Source organism: Mycolicibacterium xanthum, assembly GCF_019710635.1.
Lineage (GTDB): Bacteria > Actinomycetota > Actinomycetes > Mycobacteriales > Mycobacteriaceae > Mycobacterium > Mycobacterium xanthum.
Genome location: NZ_JAIFZS010000006.1, coordinates 16,993 through 35,025 on the forward strand (window position 1 = coordinate 16,993; position 18,033 = coordinate 35,025).

An 18,033-nucleotide genomic window follows, 5' to 3' on the forward strand; every position below is an offset into this window, starting at 1 on the left:
GTCAGGCCGGTGGTGCCGATATAAAACGCGGTGCGCGGGCAGGCTGCACTATAGGTGCGGCGAGTACTCGCCCGATAACTCCCGCACGACGCACCGAATCCGCCTGCAAAGCCGCAGGTCAGCACAACGCTAAACGGGGCGGCACTCCGAAGATGCCGGGCGAACCGCCACGGGTGCAGCCGAGCAAGAAGGTGGCCGCGCACTGGGACGAGCAGGGCAACCGGGTGGGCGACTAGATACGGTCTGGCGGACCATCGCTTCCGGTGCTCATTTTTTCGGAGCCCACTTTTCGCCGAAGATGAATGTCTGTATCACCCGGGAGCGCTTCGTCAATTTCTCGAAGATGATCGGCCACCCGAGACCGACTGCCACGCCGATGCTGAACAACACGAGGCCGGCGGTGACACCCGCATGGGTCAGCAGAATCCTGGTGGCCGCAGTTCCGAACGGGTGTAGCAGATAGATGCCGAAGGCGAAGCCACCATGGCGGCCAACCGGGCACAGGAAACGCCACGGGGCCAGTACCGATTCAGCATGTACCCGAGCAGGAAGAACGGCAGCAACCTCAGAACTCCACTGGCGCTGAAGATGTCGGCGTACTGCGGAACCGGTATCACCTCGAACATCGCCAAGCTGACGGCCAGGGCCACGAGTGCGCGGCAGGCGGTGTTGAGCAGACCGAACGCGTCCAACAGTCCGACCAGTACGAAGATCACGAAGATCGACTGAAGGAACCAGAGGTGCTCATAAGGGTAGATGAAAATCCGGTAGTACTCATCCAGATGAGGCTTGTAGTTGGTGCCCGGGACCGCCCGTTGGGTGACGAACAGCAGCGTCCCGACCGTCAACAACGGCAGAAGCAGTCGGCGTGATTTGGTCTTCAACAGTCCCGCTAGACCGTCTGGTGAGGTCAGGGGCCGCAGCGCGTAGATGTAACCGGAGATCATCGTGAACAGCGGCAGTCGGACGTCGACCAGAGCGAGGTAGAAGATCCGCCAGGGCGAATCAAGCGCAGCCTGCATACCTCGGTCGGCGTCGATGCCGATGACATGGCCGATCACCACCAGGACAATCGCTACTCCGCGCAGGGTCTCGATGGCCGGGTCCTTGCCCGCTCGGCGGCCCGGAGGGCCGCCGGCCTGAGCGCTGTCGGGATAGCCTGCTCCCGCGACCATCTCTCCAGCCCATTCTTCGGCGAGGCAAGTGGTCGGATCGTTGCATACGAGACACCTTGCGTGCAGCGGATCTCGCGAGTGCCGATCAACTGATTAACCCTTGGGATTGCTGCCCCTCGAGTCGTCTGGGCAAAGGTGCCCGCTCATCGGCCCGCCGCGATCGTCTGTGGCTGTCCGTAGGTGCCGAAACGTTCGACAACCCGGTCGATCTCGTCAGCGGGCAGCAGCCCGGCCCGGCCGACTGCGCTGGCGCGAAGCCACACATCACACAGCCATTCGAGTTGGCGGGCCCGGTCGTAGGCCTTGCCCAGACTGTCGCCGATGCACAATGTGCCGTGGTGCTTGAGGATGCAGCCGGTGCGGTCCCGCATCGCGAAGTCGACGTTGGCGACCAGCTCTTCGGTGCCGTAGGTGGCGTAGGGCGCCACCGACACCGAACCGCCGAACATGGCGATCTGGTAGTGCACGAACGGCACATCGTCACGAAGCAGCGACAGCGCGGTGGCGGCCGTGGAATGCGTGTGCACCACTGCCTGGGCGCCGTGGCGGTTGTGGCAGGCGAGATGGAACGGCAGCTCGGTCGTCGGCTTGAGACTGCCGTCGACGACGGTGCCATCCATGTCCACCACCGCGATGTCGCCGTCGGTCATCGTGTCGTAGTCGACCCCGGACGGGGTCACGGCGATGAGGGTGTCGCGCCGCAGCGAGATGTTTCCGGATGTTCCGACCACCAGGCCGTCACGAACCATCCGGCGCGCGAACTCGGCTACCGCTGCGCGCTCTTCGGCAAGGATCATATCCGCGCTCATGCCGCGACCCTCGGATCCAACAGGTACTTGGCGCCCTTTCCGGCCGCCATGTCCTCCAGGCTGTCGACCAGCGCCTCCAACGGGCGGACCTCGCTGATCAGGCTCTCGCCGTCGAGCGCGCCGGAGGCCAGCAGATCCAGGGCGACCCGCACGTACTGCGGTGTGTGGTGGAAGACCCCCTTTAGGGTGTACTCGCTGTAGTGCATTGCCACCGCGTCGACGGAGAACCGCGAACCGGCCTTGGGGCCGCCGAACAGCACCCCGGTGCCGCCGGGCCGCAGCATTTCGACGGTCTGCTCCCATACCTCGGGCAGGCCTACCGCCTCGATGGCGATGTCGGCGCCCCGACGTCCCTCGGTCAGGTCGCGCACCGCGGCTGAACGCTCGGCGGTGTCGCTCATCTCGGTGAGATCGACCGTGACATCGGCTCCGGCACTGCGGGCCTGGGCCAGGCGAAGCGACGACATGTCGGTGGCGATGACCCGTGCCCCGCGCAGCTTCGACAGCCGGATGAACATCAGGCCGATGGGCCCGCACCCGTTGACGGCCACGGTGTCTCCCAGCGCGACATCTGCCTCGGCCATGCCATGCACCACGGTCGACAGCGGCTCCAGCGGCGCGGCGGAGGCGAAGGACACCGTCTCGGGCAGTACGTAGGTGTTGCGGGCGACGATCGGTGCGGGGATCACGACCTGCTCGGCGAAGGCGCCGTTGAGGAAGCTGAGGTTTTCACACAGGCTGGGCCGCTGCTTCGTGCAGGCCCAACACGAGCCGCACGGCGCGGTGTTCGCGGCGACCACACGCTGACCGACCTGGAAGTCGTCCACCCCTCGACCGACCGCATCGACGACGCCGGCGAACTCATGACCGAAACGCGCAGGCAGCGCTGGGAAGAGCTTCGGGTGGCCGCGCCGGTAGGACTTCAGGTCGGTACCGCAGGTGGCGGCGGCGTAGACGTCCACCGAGATCTCGCCCGGGCCGGGTTGCTGTCGTGGCACCTCTTCGATAGCCAGCTGGCCTGGACCGCGGAATATTGCTGCTCTCACTTCTTTCCTTTCACTTTCCGGGTCATCGGCCCGGAGGGGTTTCGCTAGACGAGTTGACTGTCTGCAGTGATGTCTTCGGTTGTCACACTGGCGATCTCGACACTGACGCCGCGCTTGCGAAGAAATTCGATGTGCTCTTCGCCGACGGCGTCATCGACGATGACGAGGTCGAACAGGTCGATCTCCCCGAGCCGGTGTGAGGCCCGGTGCGCGAACTTGGTGGAATCGACCAGCAGGATGCGCTTGACCCCGCTCTCGATGAAAGCTCTTTTGCGCCTGGCGGTCTCAGCTGATGGGTGCAGGAGCCACTGCTTGTGCACGGACGCAACCGACATCACGACGGCATCGGCGGACAGCAGCTGCAACTGGTCGATGACCGCAGGGCCGTCGAACGAGTCGAGGCTGCGATCGTACTGACCTCCGAGCCCGAACAGGTCGATGTCGGGGTCGTCGGTGGCATAGCGGATCGCGGGCAGGAAGTTCGTGATCAGTGTCATGGGTTTCAGTGCGGCCAGATGGGGCAACAGCGCCAGCGTCGTCGTCGAGTCGTCGAGGGCCAGCGTCGAGCCGGGGTCCAGATGGCCGAGCGCGGCCCGGGCGAGCGCACGCTTCTGGGCGACCTGCTGTCGCATCCGCAGCACCACATTGCGCTCATGCAGTCGCAGACCACCAGTGCGTGCGCCACCTCGGGTGCGTTCCAGCCAGCCCTCGGCCTCGAGCGCATCCAGATCACGGTGGATCGTCATCGCGCTGACCTCGAAGCGTTCGGCCAGGTCCTCGGTGCGTGCGGCACCGACCTCCTGGATGTACCGCGCGATTCGTTCACGCCGCCGAAGTGGCAACTCCGCCATCGTCGCTCCTCAAACTCATCAACCAACATCACAAAGGTAACGGAGATAACTGACAAACTCAACACTTGACATGTTGCATATGTTAGATGTAGATGTGATACAAGCCATAGCGGCCAGACCCCGATCCCAGGGGCGACGGCAGGGCGGCAGCTAGTGAAACCGGCTGTCGCCCATCGGAAGAGGAGCCTCAGCATGGGCGAACACACACCAGCGCCAGGTACGTCGGGCGACCTCGTCGTGGCGGTGGACTGCTCCACCACGGCGAGCAAGGCGGTCGTGTTCGATGCACAGGGACAGGCGCTGTCCTCCGGGCGTAGCGCCATCCGCACCATGCAGCCCGGCCCGGGGCGACACGAGCAGGATCCGGAGAACTGGTGGTCGGCGACCTGTGAGGCACTCCGCGCCGCACTTGCCACCGTCGATGCGGGGCGTGTGGCGGCGGTGTGCGTCACGACTCAGCGAGAGACCTTCGTCAGCCTCGACCGGAATGGTCGAGCGGTATACCCGGGCATCGTGTGGATGGACACCCGCGCCCGCGATCTGGTGGCCGAACTGGGCTGCGAACACGTCCATGCGGTGTCCGGCCGGCCGCCGGACAACACGCCGTCGATCTACAAGCTGGCGTGGCTGATCCGCAACGAGCGCGACGCGATGGCACATGCACGCCACATCGGGGACGTCAGTGCCTTTCTGAACATGCGGTTGTGTGGGCGGTGGATCTCCAGTCAGGCCAGTGCCGACTCGATGGGGCTGTTCGACATGGCCGAGCTGGAGTGGTCGCCGGAGCTGCTGGCGTTGACAGGCGTGGACGAACGGGTGCTGCCGACCGTGGTTGCGCCGGGAACAGTGGTGGGGGCGATCACCGCCGCAGCAGCGCGCGAAACCGGCTTGGCTGCGGGCACCCCGCTGGTCGCCGGTGCTGGTGACGGTCAGTGCGCCGCCGTCGGCGCCGGTGTCCACGAGGCGGGTGCGTTGTACCTGAACATGGGCACCGCGGTGGTTTGCGGGCGCGCCAGCGAAAGCTACAGCTGGGACCGGGCGTACCGGACGGTCGCCGGGGCCAACGGCAGTGGCTACCTGCTGGAAGCATTCACGTCATCGGGCACCTATCTGGTGAACTGGTTCCGCGAGGAGTTCGGCGGGACCGAGGAGGGCGGCGCCGACGCCGAAAGGATAGCGGCTGAGCTGCCGCCGGGCTCGGAAGGCCTACTGGCCCTGCCGTATTGGAACGCGGCGCAGACACCGTACTGGGATTCCCGCGCCCGCGGTGCGCTGGTTGGGCTGACCGGGCGACACGGCCGCGGCCACATCTATCGCGCGATCCTGGAGGGCATCGCGTTCGAGATCAAGCTCGAGGTGGCCGGCCTGGAAGCCGTCGGCGCTCCGCTGCGCCAGGTGTATGTGACCGGTGGCGGCTCACGGAGCTCGCTGTGGGTGCAGATGGTGGCCGACATCCTGCAGCGCCCGCTCACGCTGTGCTCCGAACAGGAGACCACGGCACTCGGTGCGGCGATGATCGGCGTCGTCGCCGCCGGACTGCAGCCGTCGATGGAGGCTGCGGCCAAGGCGATGGTCCGCTACGGATCCACCGTGGCGCCGAACGCCGAAACCGGTGCCCGCTACGACACGTTCTGGCCCGTGTACCGAGGCCTCTACCAGAGCCTCCGGCCGGCGTTGCACGCCCTCAGCGACCTCACCTGAGCGGCCCCACAAGACCCACCGCGCCGACGCGGTGTCCTCGTTCACCCATTCCTCGAAAGGGAGCACTGTCATGACCCAGACTGCGGACTTCGCCGTGTCTGTAAAGGCCTCGATATGGGACCGGCTCGGCCTGCCCAGGAGCCTGGCCCTCGGCTATCTCGGCCTCCTGTTCTTCATGATCGGCGACGGCGTCGAATCCAACTACATCGCGCCGTTCCTGCGGGACAACAACGGACTGGACACCTCGCGGGTGGCCGCGCTGGTCAGTTTGTACGGCATCGTGGTCGCGATCGCCGCCTGGCTGTCGGCCGCGCTGTCGGACCTGTGGGGACCCCGTCGCGTCATGGCGATCGGGTTCGTCGCGTGGGTGACGTTCGAGGTGGTTTTCCTGACGGCGGGTGTAGCCGGCAACAACGAGACGGTCATGTTCATCTCGTATGCCTTGCGCGGCGTCGGCTATCCACTGTTCGCGTTCGGCTTCCTGGTGTGGATCGCCGCGGTGGCGAACCGGCGCCGGCTGGCCACCGCCATCGGGTGGTTCTACGTGATGTTCACCGCCGGGCTGCCGACCCTCGGTGCGCTGGTGGCCAACGGCTCGATTCCGCTGATCGGCGAGTACAACACGCTCTGGCTGTCGATGGGCATGGTGATCGTGGGCGGGCTGATCGCGCTGCTGGGCGTCAAGGAACCCACCGGGCGGTCGCGACTGGCCGTCGGTGACGAACCGCCCTTCACCGTGCTGGCCACCGGGCTGAAGCTGATCGCCACCCGCCCGCGGGTGCTGTCGGCCGCGGTGATCCGGATGATCAACACCGCACCCCAGTACGGGTCGTTCGTGTTCTTCCCGGCGCTGTTCGCCGAGCAGTTCGGTTTCGGGCTGGCGAAGTGGCTGCTGCTGACCACGATCATCTACGCGGCCAACATCCCGTTCAACGTTGTGTTCGGCATGGTCGGCGACCGTCTCGGGTGGGTTCAGACCGTGCGCTGGTTCGGTGCGGTCGGCTCCGGTGCCAGCCTGCTGGCGCTCTACTATCTGCCGGCCTGGACCGGTTCCTACGGGCTCGCCGTGCTGGCGGGTATGGCGTTCGGAATCAGCCTCGCGGGATTCGTTCCGCTGTCGGCGATCACGGCGTCGCTGGAACCGAGCCACCCCGGGGCGGTGATGTCGGCCTACAACATCGGCATGGGCGCATCGGTGGCGGTCGGACCGATCATCGTCACCCTCTTCATCGATCGGGTCGGCGAGGCGGGGGTGATCTGGATCTTCGTGGGCATGTATGCGTTCGCCGCGATCCTGACCACCATCTTCGATCGCCGCACCGGCCAGTCGACGGCCGAAGCGGACCCGGTCGCCGAGGCGCAGGCCGCCCGGCTTCACTGACGGTCGAGGCTGTTACCGGCCCCGCCGATGGTTCGGCGGGGCCGGTGGTGCCGCTACCCTGCTGTGCATGTCGATCTCACGGCCGGGCTGGACGACCATCCGAAAGCTGCTCGCGGCGCTGGCGATCATCGGGATGCTGGCCAGCGGCATCGGGCTCGCGGCGTTCGTGATCCTCAGCGGGCCCGGCCAGCAGGCCGAGGCGCCGGTACGCACGCCTCCGCAGCCACCCCCGCCGTCGGTGCCGACCGCCAAGGAGTTCCTCATCGGTGTGGTCGTCACCGCCACGAACTGCGATCCCGAGGGTGCCTGCGTCTACACCTACACTATCGACCCGAATTACGTTGGCCTGCACCCGTTCCCGGAAAAACCGTTCACTGTCGAATACGAGGTGGTCGGCGGACGCGAGCCTCAGCCGGGCCGGTTCACCGTCGAGGGTCAGAGGGCCGAGATCCTCAAGGATGTCACCGTCGAGGGGCCGCCGGGGGCCCAGCTGCAGGCCAATGTGCTGCGAGTGTTCGAGGGGCAGCCGCCGCAGTGACATCACCGCCCGCACCGGCCGAGCGCAGCCGTTGGATCCGCAACTTCCATCCCGCGCCGACCGCCCGCATCAAGCTGCTGTGCTTCCCGCACGCCGGCGGGTCGGCCAGTTACTACTTTCCGATGGCGACGGCGCTGTCGCCGGAGTTCGACGTCTTCGTGGTGCAGTACCCGGGCCGTCAGGACCGGCACGGTGAACCGCTGGTCGAATCCATCGGCGAGCTCGCCGATCAGGTGTTCGCCGAGCTCGGCGCGCTGGCCGACGCGCAGGTGGCGTTCTTCGGCCACAGCATGGGTGCGGTCCTCGCGTTCGAGGTCGCCCGCCGCCTCGAGACGCTGGCCGGCCGCCGGCCCCTCGTGGTGTTCGCCTCGGGTTCCCGGGCGCCCAGCCGCCACGGCGGCGACGACCGCGTCGCCGGGACCGACCCCGATCTCATCGGGGTGATGCGCGACCTCGGAGGCACCGACCCGCGGGTGTTGAACGATCCCGAACTGCGGGCGACCTTCCTGCCCGCATTCCGCAACGACTACCGGGCGATGCAGGCCTTCCGCTGCGCCCCCGATGTTGTGATCGACGCGCCGATCGTCGTGATGACCGCGACCGACGACCCGAAGGCCAGCGTCGCCGACGCGGCCGCCTGGCTGCAGCACACGTCCGGTGGCGGTGAGGTGCACACCTTCGTGGGGGGCCACTTCTATCTCGAGAAGCAGCCGCAGCGGGTGGTCGGGGTGGTCGCGCAGGTGCTGCGCGACACCGAGCCGGGTTAGCCGGTCGGCACCACGCCGCGGGGCACCGGCAGCGGCAGGTCGACGTACGTCGCGATGCCCGGCGCCGCCGCGACGACGGCCGGTATCGCGTGGATCGGCGGCAGCGCCGTCATGATGTGTCCGAGCACGAAGAAGTCCTCGATCGTCTTGGCGTTCTCGATCATGTCCTGTGGCGGCAGGAAGCCGACGGACATGTTGACCGTCGGCCTGCCGTCGATGGTGATCTTCCAGCCGTCGCCGTCGAGCTGCCAGTCCGGCTGCAGGGTTTGGCCCTTCTTCCACCGCACGTTGATGTCGATGACGGTCTTGCCGTCGGCGATACCCTGCCAGCTGGCGAAAACCCCGGCGACGTGTCCCGCCGGGATGGTCCACGACGCCATCGGAAGGTCCTCGGTCGTCTGGGCGTATTCGGCCACGCAGGTGATCTCGTCGAGTTCGACGCCGAGGGCGTCTGCGACCAGCTGCACGGCCTCGGCGAACACGGCGGTGCCCTTCGCCGCCATCGGCGCGAGGTTCGGGTCGTCGATCGCGGTGCCGAATCCGACGGGCCGCTCGGTGTCCGGCGAGTCGTAGAGGGTCGTATCCGCCGACTCGGCGATCGTGACCTTGTCGATGCGGTCGCACGCGGTGCCCGCCACGATCGCGAGCAGCTCGGCGAAACCGGGGCTGACGCCCGAGCCGAACAGCGTGGATCCGCCGCGGGTGCACGCGTCGACGAGCCTGTCCCGGCCCTCGCCCAGATTGTGCCCGGTGATGAACGAGGCCGACGCCACCACGTTGACACCGGCCTCGAGGATCCGGACCAGCTCGTCGACGTCGATCCACATCGGGTTGTAGACCACCGCGTCGGGCTTCAGCGCCAGCAGGGCGTCGACGTCGTCTGTGGCGGTCACCCCCAGGGGTTCGATGCCGACGAGCTCGCCGACGTCGCGACCGACCTTGTCGGCGGACCAGGCATAGCAGCCGACCAGCTCCAGGGTCGGGTTCTTGGCTATCGCGGCGACCGAGCTCTTGCCGACGTTTCCCGTCGTCCACTGGACGACCCGGTAAGGCGCATTGTTGGGCACTCGCTCAGCATAGGGTTCACCGACCCGCTGCCCCGGTGTTTCCGCCGATTCACGGGGTGGGGGTCAGCACCGCCTTGCCGGTGCGGGTCTGCCCACCGACGTCGATCCAGGTCATGTCGAGCACATCACCGGGATAGTGCCGGTCCAGCACCGAGGTCAGCCTGTCGGTCGAGTCCAGCGAGACGCCGTCGAGGACGAGCAGCACGTCGCCGGCAACCAGCCCGGCCAGGTCGGCCGGGCCCCCGACCATGACGTCCTGGATCAGCACGCCGGACTCGTCGCGCGTGGTGGTGCGCACGCCGACGCCGAGGAGCACCGGTGGGCCGATGTGCACCGTGTCGGAGGGGACGCCCGCCTGGATCTGTCCCGCCACACCCATCACGTCGTTGATCGGGATGGCGAAACCCTTGCCGCCGGGTCCCATCCGGAAGTTCACCGATGCCGCCGTGGTGATGCCCACGACCTGCCCGGCACCGTTGACCAACGGCCCTCCGGAGTCGCCGGCGCGCACCGGGGCGGCGAACTCGATGAGGCCGGTCAACTCGTCGGAGCTGCCGGTCAGGGTGTCTTCGGCGGTGACCGTTCGCCCGAACCCGGTCACCGTCCCGACCTCCCGGGTCAGCGGGGCGTCGGTACCCATCGCGTTGCCCAGTGCCACCACCGGTTCACCCGGGACAAGCGCGTTGGAGTCCCCGATCGCCGCCACCGGCAGCCCGGCGGCGCCGGCCAGCTGGATGATGGCGACGTCGCGGTCGCGGTTGTAGCCGACCAGGAACGCCGGGAAGGTCTGGCCCGCGACGGTGCCGGTGATCCGGTCGGCGCCCTGTACGACGTGGAAGTTGGTCAGCACCTGTCCGCCCGGGTCCAGCACGGTGCCGGTGCCCACCCCGATGACGCCCTGGTAGTCGACGGTGGTGTCGATGCGCACCACCGCGGGTTCGGCCGCCGCGGCCGCCTCGATCGGGTCGCCGGGCGCGGCGGCTGCGGGTGCGGCCGGGGCGACGAGCGCAAAGATCGTCGCCAGCGCGATCAGCGCAAGCCGCAGCGGGGGAAACGGGCCCATACCCATCAATAGTGGCGTTGGCTCGGGCCGCTGTCGACGTGGCCCCCGCCGATCAGTCCTCGACAGCGACGCCGCCACGGATCCGCTTCCGCCGTCCGAGTACCGATCCCTTGCCGGCCGGATGGCGGTTCTGGAGTTTGCCGTCGGACGGTTCGGGGGAGTCGTTGTCTGCATCGTCTCCGCTGGTGTCGGCGGTGGTGTCGTCATCGGCATCCCGATCAGTATCGGTTGCCGGTGCGGATTCGGCGACAACTTCGGCTTCGGATTCCGCAGCTTCGTCGTCGGCTGCGTCGGCTGCGTCGGCTGCGTTGGCCGCGGTGTCCTCGTCGGCCGGCTCGGCCTGGTCGGCGTCGCCGGTGTGACCGCGTCGCGTCGCACGCTGCTTGACCTTCACCGGCTTGGGCGGGGGCGGCGGCAGTTCGGCGATGAACGCCAGATAGAACGCGGACACGCCCAGCGCCGCGATCGCGGCCGCGCCACCGTAGATCCCGAACAGCCACTGCCCGGCGTCGTTGAGTGACAGCCAGATCTCGCTGATCGCGGTGCCGATGATCAGCGCACCGGCGAGCACGTGCAGCACGATCGATGACGTGCGCAGGTTCAGCGCCAGCTGCGGGGTGCCGAACTCGGGCCGGCGGGTCCGGACCAGCGTGAACACCACCGGCAGCGCGGCCAGCCCGATCAACGCACCGGTCACGATGCGCAGTGCGGTGCCCAGCGGGTGGGAGGTCTGGCCCAGCAGCTCTGGGGTACGGGGGAGGGCGAAGAAGAAGTACAGAACACCGGCGGCGAGGGAGAATGACGCGTGCCAGACCACCGCGACGGTGCGGCCCATACCCCTCCTCGATCGTGGTGCCCGGGATGCGGCCGAACGGTGCGCCGACCGGCCGCAGCCCGGGCTGAGTGCGGAGGATGCGGGATTTGAACCCGCGAGGGCTGTTAACCCAACCCGCGTTCCAGGCGAGCGCCATAGGCCACTAGGCGAATCCTCCGCGGGCCATGGTAGCCGACCAGGCTCCCCGGCCCACAAATCCGCTCGGTGCTCCTCGGCGGCGGATGGTCGGTGGGTGGGTTATAGACTCGCCTGTGGACCCCGCGCGGCGTCCATCCTGTGAACTCCCCCAGGGCCGGAAGGCAGCAAGGGTCAACGGGCTCTGGCGGGTGCGCGGGGTCCCCCAACTCGTCCGAGATCCACACGGTGAAAGGCGCGCGGTGTCGTTTCAGTCGCTGGGCCGTGCCGAACTGGTAGAAGAGCATGAACAGCAGCGGCGTAACTACGCCGAGTTGCAGGCCAAGGGTCTTCGGCTGGACCTGACCCGCGGGAAACCGTCGCCGGCCCAGCTGGACCTGTCCAACGCTCTTCTCGGCCTGCCGGGAACCGGTGCGGACTCGTTCCGTGACGGTGAGGGCACCGACACCCGCAACTACGGCGGCCTGCACGGCCTGCCGGAGCTGCGTGCGATCTTCAGCGAGCTGCTGGGCATCCCGGTGCCCAACCTGATCGCGGGCAACAACGCCAGCCTGGAGCTGATGCACGACGTCGTCGTGTACTCGATGCTGCACGGCGGCGTCGACTCGCCGCGGCCGTGGGTGGACGAGCTCCGCGACGGCACCGGTGTGAAGTTCCTCTGTCCTGCACCGGGCTACGACAGGCACTTCGCGATCACCGAGAGCCTCGGCATCGAGATGATCGCCGTGCCGATGCTCGAGGACGGGCCCGACGTCGACCTCGTCGAGGAGCTGGTGGCCGCGGACCCGGCCATCAAGGGCATGTGGTGTGTGCCGGTGTTCTCCAACCCCACCGGCACCACCTACTCCTGGGAGACCGTCCGGCGACTGGTCCAGATGGTCACCGCGGCAACCGATTTCCGGCTGATGTGGGACAACGCCTACGCGGTGCACACACTGACCCACGAGTTCGTCAGGCAGGTCGACGTGCTGGGCCTCGCGGCTGCGGCCAACCACCCGAACCGGCCGTTGGTGTTCGCCTCGACGTCGAAGATCACCTTCGCCGGTGCCGGCGTGAGCTTCCTGGGTGGATCGCTGGGCAACATCGCCTGGTACCTGCAGCACGCCGGCAAGAAGTCGATCGGGCCGGACAAGGTGAACCAGCTGCGGCACCTGCGGTTCTTCGGCGACGCCGACGGTGTGCGGCTGCACATGCGCCGCCACCAGGAGCTGCTGGCGCCGAAGTTCGCTTTGGTACTGGAGATCCTCGAGGACCGGCTGGCCGACTCCAAGATCGCGTCCTGGACCGAACCCAAGGGCGGCTACTTCGTCAGCCTGGACGTGCTGCCCGGGACCGCCAAGCGGACAGTGGCACTCGCCAAGGACGCCGGGATCGCGGTCACCGAGGCAGGGGCGTCGTTCCCCTACCGAAATGACCCGGAGGACAAGAACATCCGCATCGCGCCGACGTTCCCCTCAACGTCCGATCTTCGTGAGGCCATCGACGGTCTGGCGACCTGCGCGCTCTACTCGGCGACCGAGCGGCTGCTCTCGGCGCTGCCCGGCGAGTAGTCGGACCGACTGAGTAGCCTGCTTGGGTGGCTCTCTACCGCAAGTACCGCCCGGCGACGTTCGCTGAGGTCGTCGGCCAGGAACATGTCACCGAGCCGCTTTCCACCGCGCTGGACTCCGGCCGGATCAACCACGCCTACCTGTTCTCGGGGCCGCGGGGCTGCGGTAAGACGTCGTCGGCCCGGATCCTGGCCCGCTCGCTGAACTGTGTGCAGGGCCCGACCGCCACACCGTGTGGGGTCTGCGACTCCTGCGTCGCGCTGGCGCCGAACGGCCCGGGCAACGTCGACGTCGTCGAGATGGACGCGGCCAGCCACGGCGGCGTCGACGACACCCGGGAACTGCGCGACCGTGCGTTCTACGCACCGGCCCAGTCCCGCTACCGCATCTTCATCATCGACGAAGCGCACATGGTCACCACGGCCGGTTTCAATGCGCTGCTGAAGATCGTCGAGGAGCCGCCGGAACATCTGATATTCGTGTTCGCGACCACCGAGCCGGAGAAGGTGCTGCCCACCATCCGGTCACGCACCCACCACTACCCGTTCCGGCTGCTGCCCCCGCGCACCATGCGGGCCCTGGTCGAGAAGATCATCGCGGCCGAGGACGCCGACGTCGACGACGCGGTCTATCCGCTGGTGATCCGGGCCGGCGGTGGATCTCCCCGCGACACGCTGAGCGTGCTGGATCAGCTGTTGGCCGGGGCCGAGGGCAACCGGGTGGCCTATCAGCGTGCGCTCGCGTTGCTCGGCGCGACCGACGTCGCCCTGATCGACGACGCGATCGACGCACTGGCCGCCGGTGACTCGGCAGCGCTGTTCGGGGCCATCGAGGGCGTGATCGACGCCGGTCACGATCCGCGCCGGTTCGCCACCGACCTGCTCGAGCGGTTCCGTGACCTGATCGTGCTGCAGGCGGTCCCCGACGCGGTGGCGCGCGGGGTCGTCGACGGCCCCGAGGACGTGTTGGAACGCATGCGGGACCAGGCTGCCCGGCTCGGCGCCGCTACGTTGACCCGCTACGCCGAGGTGGTGCACAACGGGCTGGGCGAGATGCGCGGGGCGACGGCCCCGCGGCTGCTGCTCGAGGTGGTGTGTGCCCGGTTGCTGCTGCCGTCGGCCAGTGACACCGAGGCCGCGCTGTTGCAGCGGGTCGAGCGCATCGAGAAGCGACTCGAGATGTCCATCCCGGCCGGCGACGAGGTCCCCGCCGATATGGCACCGCCCAAGCAGTACGTGCGCAAGACCAGAACCGCAGAGGAGCCGTCGGAAGTGCCGGCCGCCGCCGCAGCGCCGCGTGCGGCTGAGCAGGCGGCACCGCCACGCACCGCGCCACCTGAAGCGGCACCGCCACGCACCGCGCCACCTGAAGCGGCACCGCCTCCGCCCGAGCCCGCAGCGCCGTCGCGCAGCGGACCCCCGCCCCCCGAACGTGCGCCGGCCCGGCCTCCGGCGGCCCATGCCGCACCACCTGCCGGTGAACCGAGCGCGGCCGCGGTGCGCAGCATGTGGACGACGGTGCGGGAAAAGGTCCGCGAACGCAGCCGCACCACCGAGGTGATGTTGGCCGGCGCGATCGTGCGTGCGGTCGACGGCGACACCCTGATCCTCAGCCACGAGTCGGCGCCGCTGGCCAAGCGGCTGTCTGAGCAGCGCAACGCCGATGTGATCCGGGAAGCCCTCAAGGATGCCCTCGGCGTCAACTGGACGATCCGGTGCGAGACCGGCGCGGCGCCGACCGCACCCAGGGCCGCCGCACCCGGGCCCGCCCCGGCCGCCCCAGACCCCGAGCCCGAACCCGAGGATGACGAGGAGAGCATGCTCGCCGAGGCCGGCACCGTCGACGCCGCGCCACGGCGCGATCCGGAGGAGGCGGCACTCGAGCTCCTCCAGAACGAACTGGGCGCGCGCCGAATCGACGGCGGTTAGGACGCGGCGTCCTTCTTCTTCTCCTTGAGCACCAGCATCGGCAATACCAGCGTCGCCAACGCGGTCACCAGCCAGACCACCACGGTGGCCCCGATCCACGAGCCGATCCCGTTGATGGTCAACCCGTTGGACAGCAGCGAGGCGAGCAGCAGCGCGACGAACGTCGACACCAGCCCGATCCCGCCCAGGAACGCCGAGGCGTATTTGTTCGCCATCTTGAGGAAGAACGGTGACAGCAGCGCCTGGGCCACGGTGAAGATCAACACCGCGACGATGAAGCCCAGCGCAGACACCCCCACCCCCGGCACCAGCAACCAGGCGGCGAGCAGTCCGATCGCCGAGGAGCCGAGGAACACGGCGACGCGTAGCAGAAAACGGATCACGCCACGAGCCTAGCCGCTACGCCGTCCACCACGGCCGCAACGGCAGCCCGCCGTCGCGGCCCAGCTCGTCGAGCTTGACCGCCAGCACCTGGTGCAGCTGAATCGTGTTCTGCTCGAACCCGACCCGGGACCCGGCCATGTACAGACCCCACACCTTCGCGGTGGGCAGCCCGACCTCGGCGACCGCCTCGTCCCAGTGTTCGACCAGGTTGCGGCACCAGTCGCGCAACGTCATCGCGTAGTGGTGGCGCAGGTTCTCCTCGTGCACCACCTCCATGCCGACGTCCTGGATCTCGGTGATGATCCGGCCCGAACCGGTCAGCTCCCCGTCCGGGAACACGTAGCGGTCGATGAAACCGCCGGCGGCCGCGCCGGAGCGGTTGTCGTGGCGGGTGATGCAGTGGTTGAGCACCAGACCGCCGGTGCGCAGCTTCGACTTCAGGAACCGGAAGTAGGCGGGATAGTTCGCCACCCCGATGTGCTCGGTCAGGCCGATCGAGGACACCGCGTCGAACTGGGACTCGCGTACGTCGCGGTAGTCGCTGTGGCGCACCTCGGCGAGGTCGCCCAGCCCCTCCTCGTCGATCGCGTTCTGCGCCCAGGCCGCCTGCTCCTTGGACAGCGTCACCCCGATCGCCTTCACCCCGTGGCGGGCGGCGTGGCGCACCATGCCGCCCCAGCCGCAGCCCACGTCGAGGAGCCGGTCGCCCGGCTTGAGCCGCAGCTTCTCGAACACCAGCCGGTACTTGTTCTCCTGCGCCTCCTCCAGGGTGGCGTCGGGATGCGGGTAGCACGCGCAGGTGTAGGTCATCGACGGGCCGAGCACCCACTCGTAGAACGTGTTGGACACGTCGTAGTGATGGTGGATGGCATCCGCGTCACGGGTCTTGCTGTGCCGCAGGCCCTCCGCGATGCGGCGCCAGCGCGGCAGCGCCTCCTGCGGGGGCGGGGAGATCGGCTTGAGGTGCTCGATTCCGATCGACCGGATGATGCTGGCCAGCACCCGCGCCGGTGGCCGCTTGAAGTCCATCTTCTCGGCGAGCGCGGTCAGCAGGTCGTAGGGGTCGCCCGGGTGGACACCATGGGGTTCGAGGTCGCCGGAGACGTAGGCGCGGGCCAGCCCGAGGTCGCCCGGTGCGGTGGCCAGGTAGGTGGTTCCGCGCGGGGTGAGCAGGTCGAGTCCGAGCGTCGCGTCCTCGGGTCCTGCGCTGCTGCCGTCGTAGGCGGTGAACTTCAGTGGCAGCCGGCCCGCGGCGAAGATCTCCAGGATCTCGGCCAGCGAGAGTCTGCCGTCGGCGTCCTGCGCCTGCCCACCGGTGTGCTCTCGAAATGTGGTCATGGTGTTCCTCCGCTCATCGCCTCTGCACCGCCTTCGCGTAAAGGTCCAGGAAGCGGGAGTCCGGGTCGTAGGCCTTCTTCACGGTCTTGTACGTCTCACCGCCGTAGAGCGACTCGAACTCCTCGCGCGAATAGAACGCATCCGAGTACAGCGACTTGTGTCCGTCGAGTTCGCTGACCCTGCGTTCGATCATCTTGTTGGTGTACCCGTCTTCCGGTCCGACGGGCACCGAGGACCAGAATCCGACGTTGACGTAGGTGTGGTGCGGCCGGATGGGATACAGGGGCCAGCCCCGGTCGTCCCTGAGCCGCAGCGGGCACAGCCAGATCGGTTCGATCGGCACGTTGTCGAGGAACCAGTCGAGGAATTCCACGGTCCGGCCGATGGGTACCTCGACGTCCTGCACGACGCGCTCGCGCGGCGGGCGCCCGTTGTGCTTCTCGATCCGGTCGGCGATGTCGAATCGCTGGTCGTAGCCGATCAGCTTCCAGTAGAAACTGCTGCGCCGGTAGCGGCGCGGCCACCACCGCCGGATGTGCGGGTTCTGCGCCCCGAACGCGCGCGAGCACCAGAACCAGTCGGTGTCCCAGCGCCACAGGTAGTCGTGGATGGTGAGCCGATCGTGTTTCTCACCGCCCTCGCCGGCGGAGTCGTGCCGGATGGACCGGTAGTAGATGTCCTGGCCGGTGTAGTCGCTGACCGGTCCCGGTGTGGCGGTCTGGACCCCTACGCACAGGTAGCTTTCGTCGGCGCTGAACACCACGCCGTCGAGGTAGTCCACCGGCGCACCGTCGAGTCCACCGGTTTCGACGATCCGGTCCATCTCCGCGATCAGCGCGGTCAGCGAGTGAAAGCGCAGATGGCGCAGCGCGACGAAGGGTTTGACCGGCTCCAGTTCGATCTTCAGCCGCACCGAGTAGCCCAGCGTGCCGTAGGAGTTCGGGAATGCGGCGAAGAGGTCGGCACACTCGTCGCGACTGGCGCGCACCACGTCGCCGGTGCCGGTGAGGATGTCCATCTCCAGGACCGACTCGTGCGGCAGGCCGTTCCGGAACGATGCCGATTCGATGCCGAGGCCGGTGACGGCGCCGCCCAGGGTGATGGTCTTCAGCTGCGGCACCACCAGCGGGGACAGGCCGTAGGGCAGGGTGGCGGCGACCAGGTCCTCGTAGGTGCACATGCCGGCCACGTCGGCGGCGCGTCCCTCCGGGTCGACGGAGATGACGCCGGTCACACCGGAGGTGTCCAGGCCGGGGGCGGTGTTCTTGGCGCGCGCCCGGAACAGGTTGGACGTGGGTTTGGCGAGTCGCACGGTCGCGTCGGAGGGAATGGCCCGGTAGCTGGCGAGCAGCCGCCGCACGCCGTCGGCGTAGGCAGACCGTGCGTCGGTCGAGGCAACTGACACACATATACGCTAGTCCGCGGTCGCAACCTGTGCGACCGCACCAAGGCAGGATCCCCCGGT

At 68.1% G+C, this 18,033-nt stretch carries 16 protein-coding genes, 1 tRNA gene and 1 other RNA gene; 7 read left to right on the forward strand and 11 right to left on the reverse strand.

The features are described from left to right. Positions 1–416: 416 nt before the first annotated feature. The 4 genes from JDV09_RS03250 to JDV09_RS03265 form a co-directional block, all read right to left on the reverse strand. Entirely contained in the window at positions 417–1,175 is a 759-nt protein-coding gene (locus JDV09_RS03250; RefSeq protein ID WP_221367684.1) for an acyltransferase family protein, read from the reverse strand. 143 nt (positions 1,176–1,318) lie between these two features. Continuing rightward, complete coding sequence (locus JDV09_RS03255) at positions 1,319–1,984, reverse strand: class II aldolase/adducin family protein (protein WP_221367685.1); 666 nt, start codon at positions 1,982–1,984, stop codon at positions 1,319–1,321. Further along, entirely contained in the window at positions 1,981–2,982 is a 1,002-nt protein-coding gene (locus JDV09_RS03260) for a zinc-dependent alcohol dehydrogenase (protein WP_308123985.1), read from the reverse strand. Before JDV09_RS03260 ends, JDV09_RS03255 begins: the two co-directional genes overlap by 4 nt. Before the next feature lie 92 nt (positions 2,983–3,074). Next, positions 3,075–3,881, reverse strand: a complete 807-nt coding sequence (locus tag JDV09_RS03265) for a DeoR/GlpR family DNA-binding transcription regulator (protein WP_221367687.1) — start codon at positions 3,879–3,881, stop codon at positions 3,075–3,077. A 192-nt stretch (positions 3,882–4,073) separates the two neighbouring features. Between JDV09_RS03265 and JDV09_RS03270 the strand changes: the two genes are divergently transcribed. The 4 genes from JDV09_RS03270 to JDV09_RS03285 all read left to right on the forward strand — a co-directional run bounded on the left by JDV09_RS03270 (position 4,074) and on the right by JDV09_RS03285 (position 8,268). After that, the gene (locus JDV09_RS03270; protein ID WP_221367688.1) at positions 4,074–5,582 is read left to right on the forward strand and encodes a xylulokinase; all 1,509 of its coding nucleotides are present in this window, start codon (positions 4,074–4,076) and stop codon (positions 5,580–5,582) included. A gap of 70 nt (positions 5,583–5,652) precedes the next feature. Beyond that, positions 5,653–6,963: an MFS transporter gene (locus JDV09_RS03275; RefSeq protein WP_221367689.1), complete on the forward strand. Its 1,311-nt coding sequence runs from the start codon at positions 5,653–5,655 to the stop codon at positions 6,961–6,963. 67 nt (positions 6,964–7,030) lie between these two features. After that, positions 7,031–7,501: a hypothetical protein gene (locus JDV09_RS03280; RefSeq protein ID WP_221367690.1), complete on the forward strand. Its 471-nt coding sequence runs from the start codon at positions 7,031–7,033 to the stop codon at positions 7,499–7,501. Further along, a complete protein-coding gene (locus JDV09_RS03285; protein ID WP_308123986.1) occupies positions 7,498–8,268 on the forward strand; it encodes a thioesterase II family protein in 771 nt (256 codons plus the stop codon). The genes JDV09_RS03280 and JDV09_RS03285 overlap by 4 nt, the downstream gene beginning before the upstream one ends. Here JDV09_RS03285 and JDV09_RS03290 read toward each other — a convergent pair. The 4 genes from JDV09_RS03290 to JDV09_RS03305 all read right to left on the reverse strand — a co-directional run bounded on the left by JDV09_RS03290 (position 8,265) and on the right by JDV09_RS03305 (position 11,390). Beyond that, positions 8,265–9,335 carry an NAD(P)H-dependent amine dehydrogenase family protein gene (locus JDV09_RS03290; RefSeq protein ID WP_221367691.1) on the reverse strand — a complete coding sequence of 357 codons (1,071 nt, stop codon included), beginning with the start codon at positions 9,333–9,335 and terminating at the stop codon, positions 8,265–8,267. The two genes, JDV09_RS03285 and JDV09_RS03290, sit on opposite strands and share 4 nt — an antisense overlap. Before the next feature lie 49 nt (positions 9,336–9,384). Further along, the gene (locus JDV09_RS03295) at positions 9,385–10,404 is read right to left on the reverse strand and encodes a S1C family serine protease (protein WP_221367692.1); all 1,020 of its coding nucleotides are present in this window, start codon (positions 10,402–10,404) and stop codon (positions 9,385–9,387) included. Positions 10,405–10,450: 46 nt separating this feature from the next. Next, positions 10,451–11,233, reverse strand: coding sequence for a lipid uptake coordinator LucA (lucA, locus tag JDV09_RS03300; protein ID WP_221367693.1), 783 nt, complete (start codon positions 11,231–11,233; stop codon positions 10,451–10,453). Between the two features lie 71 nt (positions 11,234–11,304). After that, positions 11,305–11,390 (reverse strand) — tRNA-Ser (locus JDV09_RS03305). Between the two features lie 93 nt (positions 11,391–11,483). Between JDV09_RS03305 and ffs the strand changes: the two genes are divergently transcribed. The 3 genes from ffs to JDV09_RS03320 all read left to right on the forward strand — a co-directional run bounded on the left by ffs (position 11,484) and on the right by JDV09_RS03320 (position 14,846). Then, an RNA gene (ffs, locus tag JDV09_RS03310) (signal recognition particle sRNA small type) lies at positions 11,484–11,578 on the forward strand. Positions 11,579–11,610: 32 nt separating this feature from the next. Beyond that, positions 11,611–12,918 carry an aspartate aminotransferase type Ic gene (locus tag JDV09_RS03315; RefSeq protein WP_221367694.1) on the forward strand — a complete coding sequence of 436 codons (1,308 nt, stop codon included), beginning with the start codon at positions 11,611–11,613 and terminating at the stop codon, positions 12,916–12,918. 26 nt (positions 12,919–12,944) lie between these two features. Next, positions 12,945–14,846 (forward strand): DNA polymerase III subunits gamma/tau, encoded by a 1,902-nt coding sequence (locus JDV09_RS03320; protein ID WP_221367695.1) that lies wholly within the window; start codon positions 12,945–12,947, stop codon positions 14,844–14,846. Here JDV09_RS03320 and JDV09_RS03325 read toward each other — a convergent pair. From JDV09_RS03325 to JDV09_RS03335, 3 genes are read right to left on the reverse strand one after another with little or no spacing between them, the layout of a single operon-like run. Next, positions 14,843–15,229, reverse strand: a complete 387-nt coding sequence (locus tag JDV09_RS03325; protein ID WP_221367696.1) for a phage holin family protein — start codon at positions 15,227–15,229, stop codon at positions 14,843–14,845. The genes JDV09_RS03320 and JDV09_RS03325 overlap by 4 nt on opposite strands. Before the next feature lie 16 nt (positions 15,230–15,245). Beyond that, positions 15,246–16,568, reverse strand: a complete 1,323-nt coding sequence (locus JDV09_RS03330; protein WP_221367697.1) for a class I SAM-dependent methyltransferase — start codon at positions 16,566–16,568, stop codon at positions 15,246–15,248. A 13-nt stretch (positions 16,569–16,581) separates the two neighbouring features. Beyond that, positions 16,582–17,973 carry an FAD-binding oxidoreductase gene (locus JDV09_RS03335; protein ID WP_221367698.1) on the reverse strand — a complete coding sequence of 464 codons (1,392 nt, stop codon included), beginning with the start codon at positions 17,971–17,973 and terminating at the stop codon, positions 16,582–16,584. Positions 17,974–18,033: the final 60 nt, after the last annotated feature.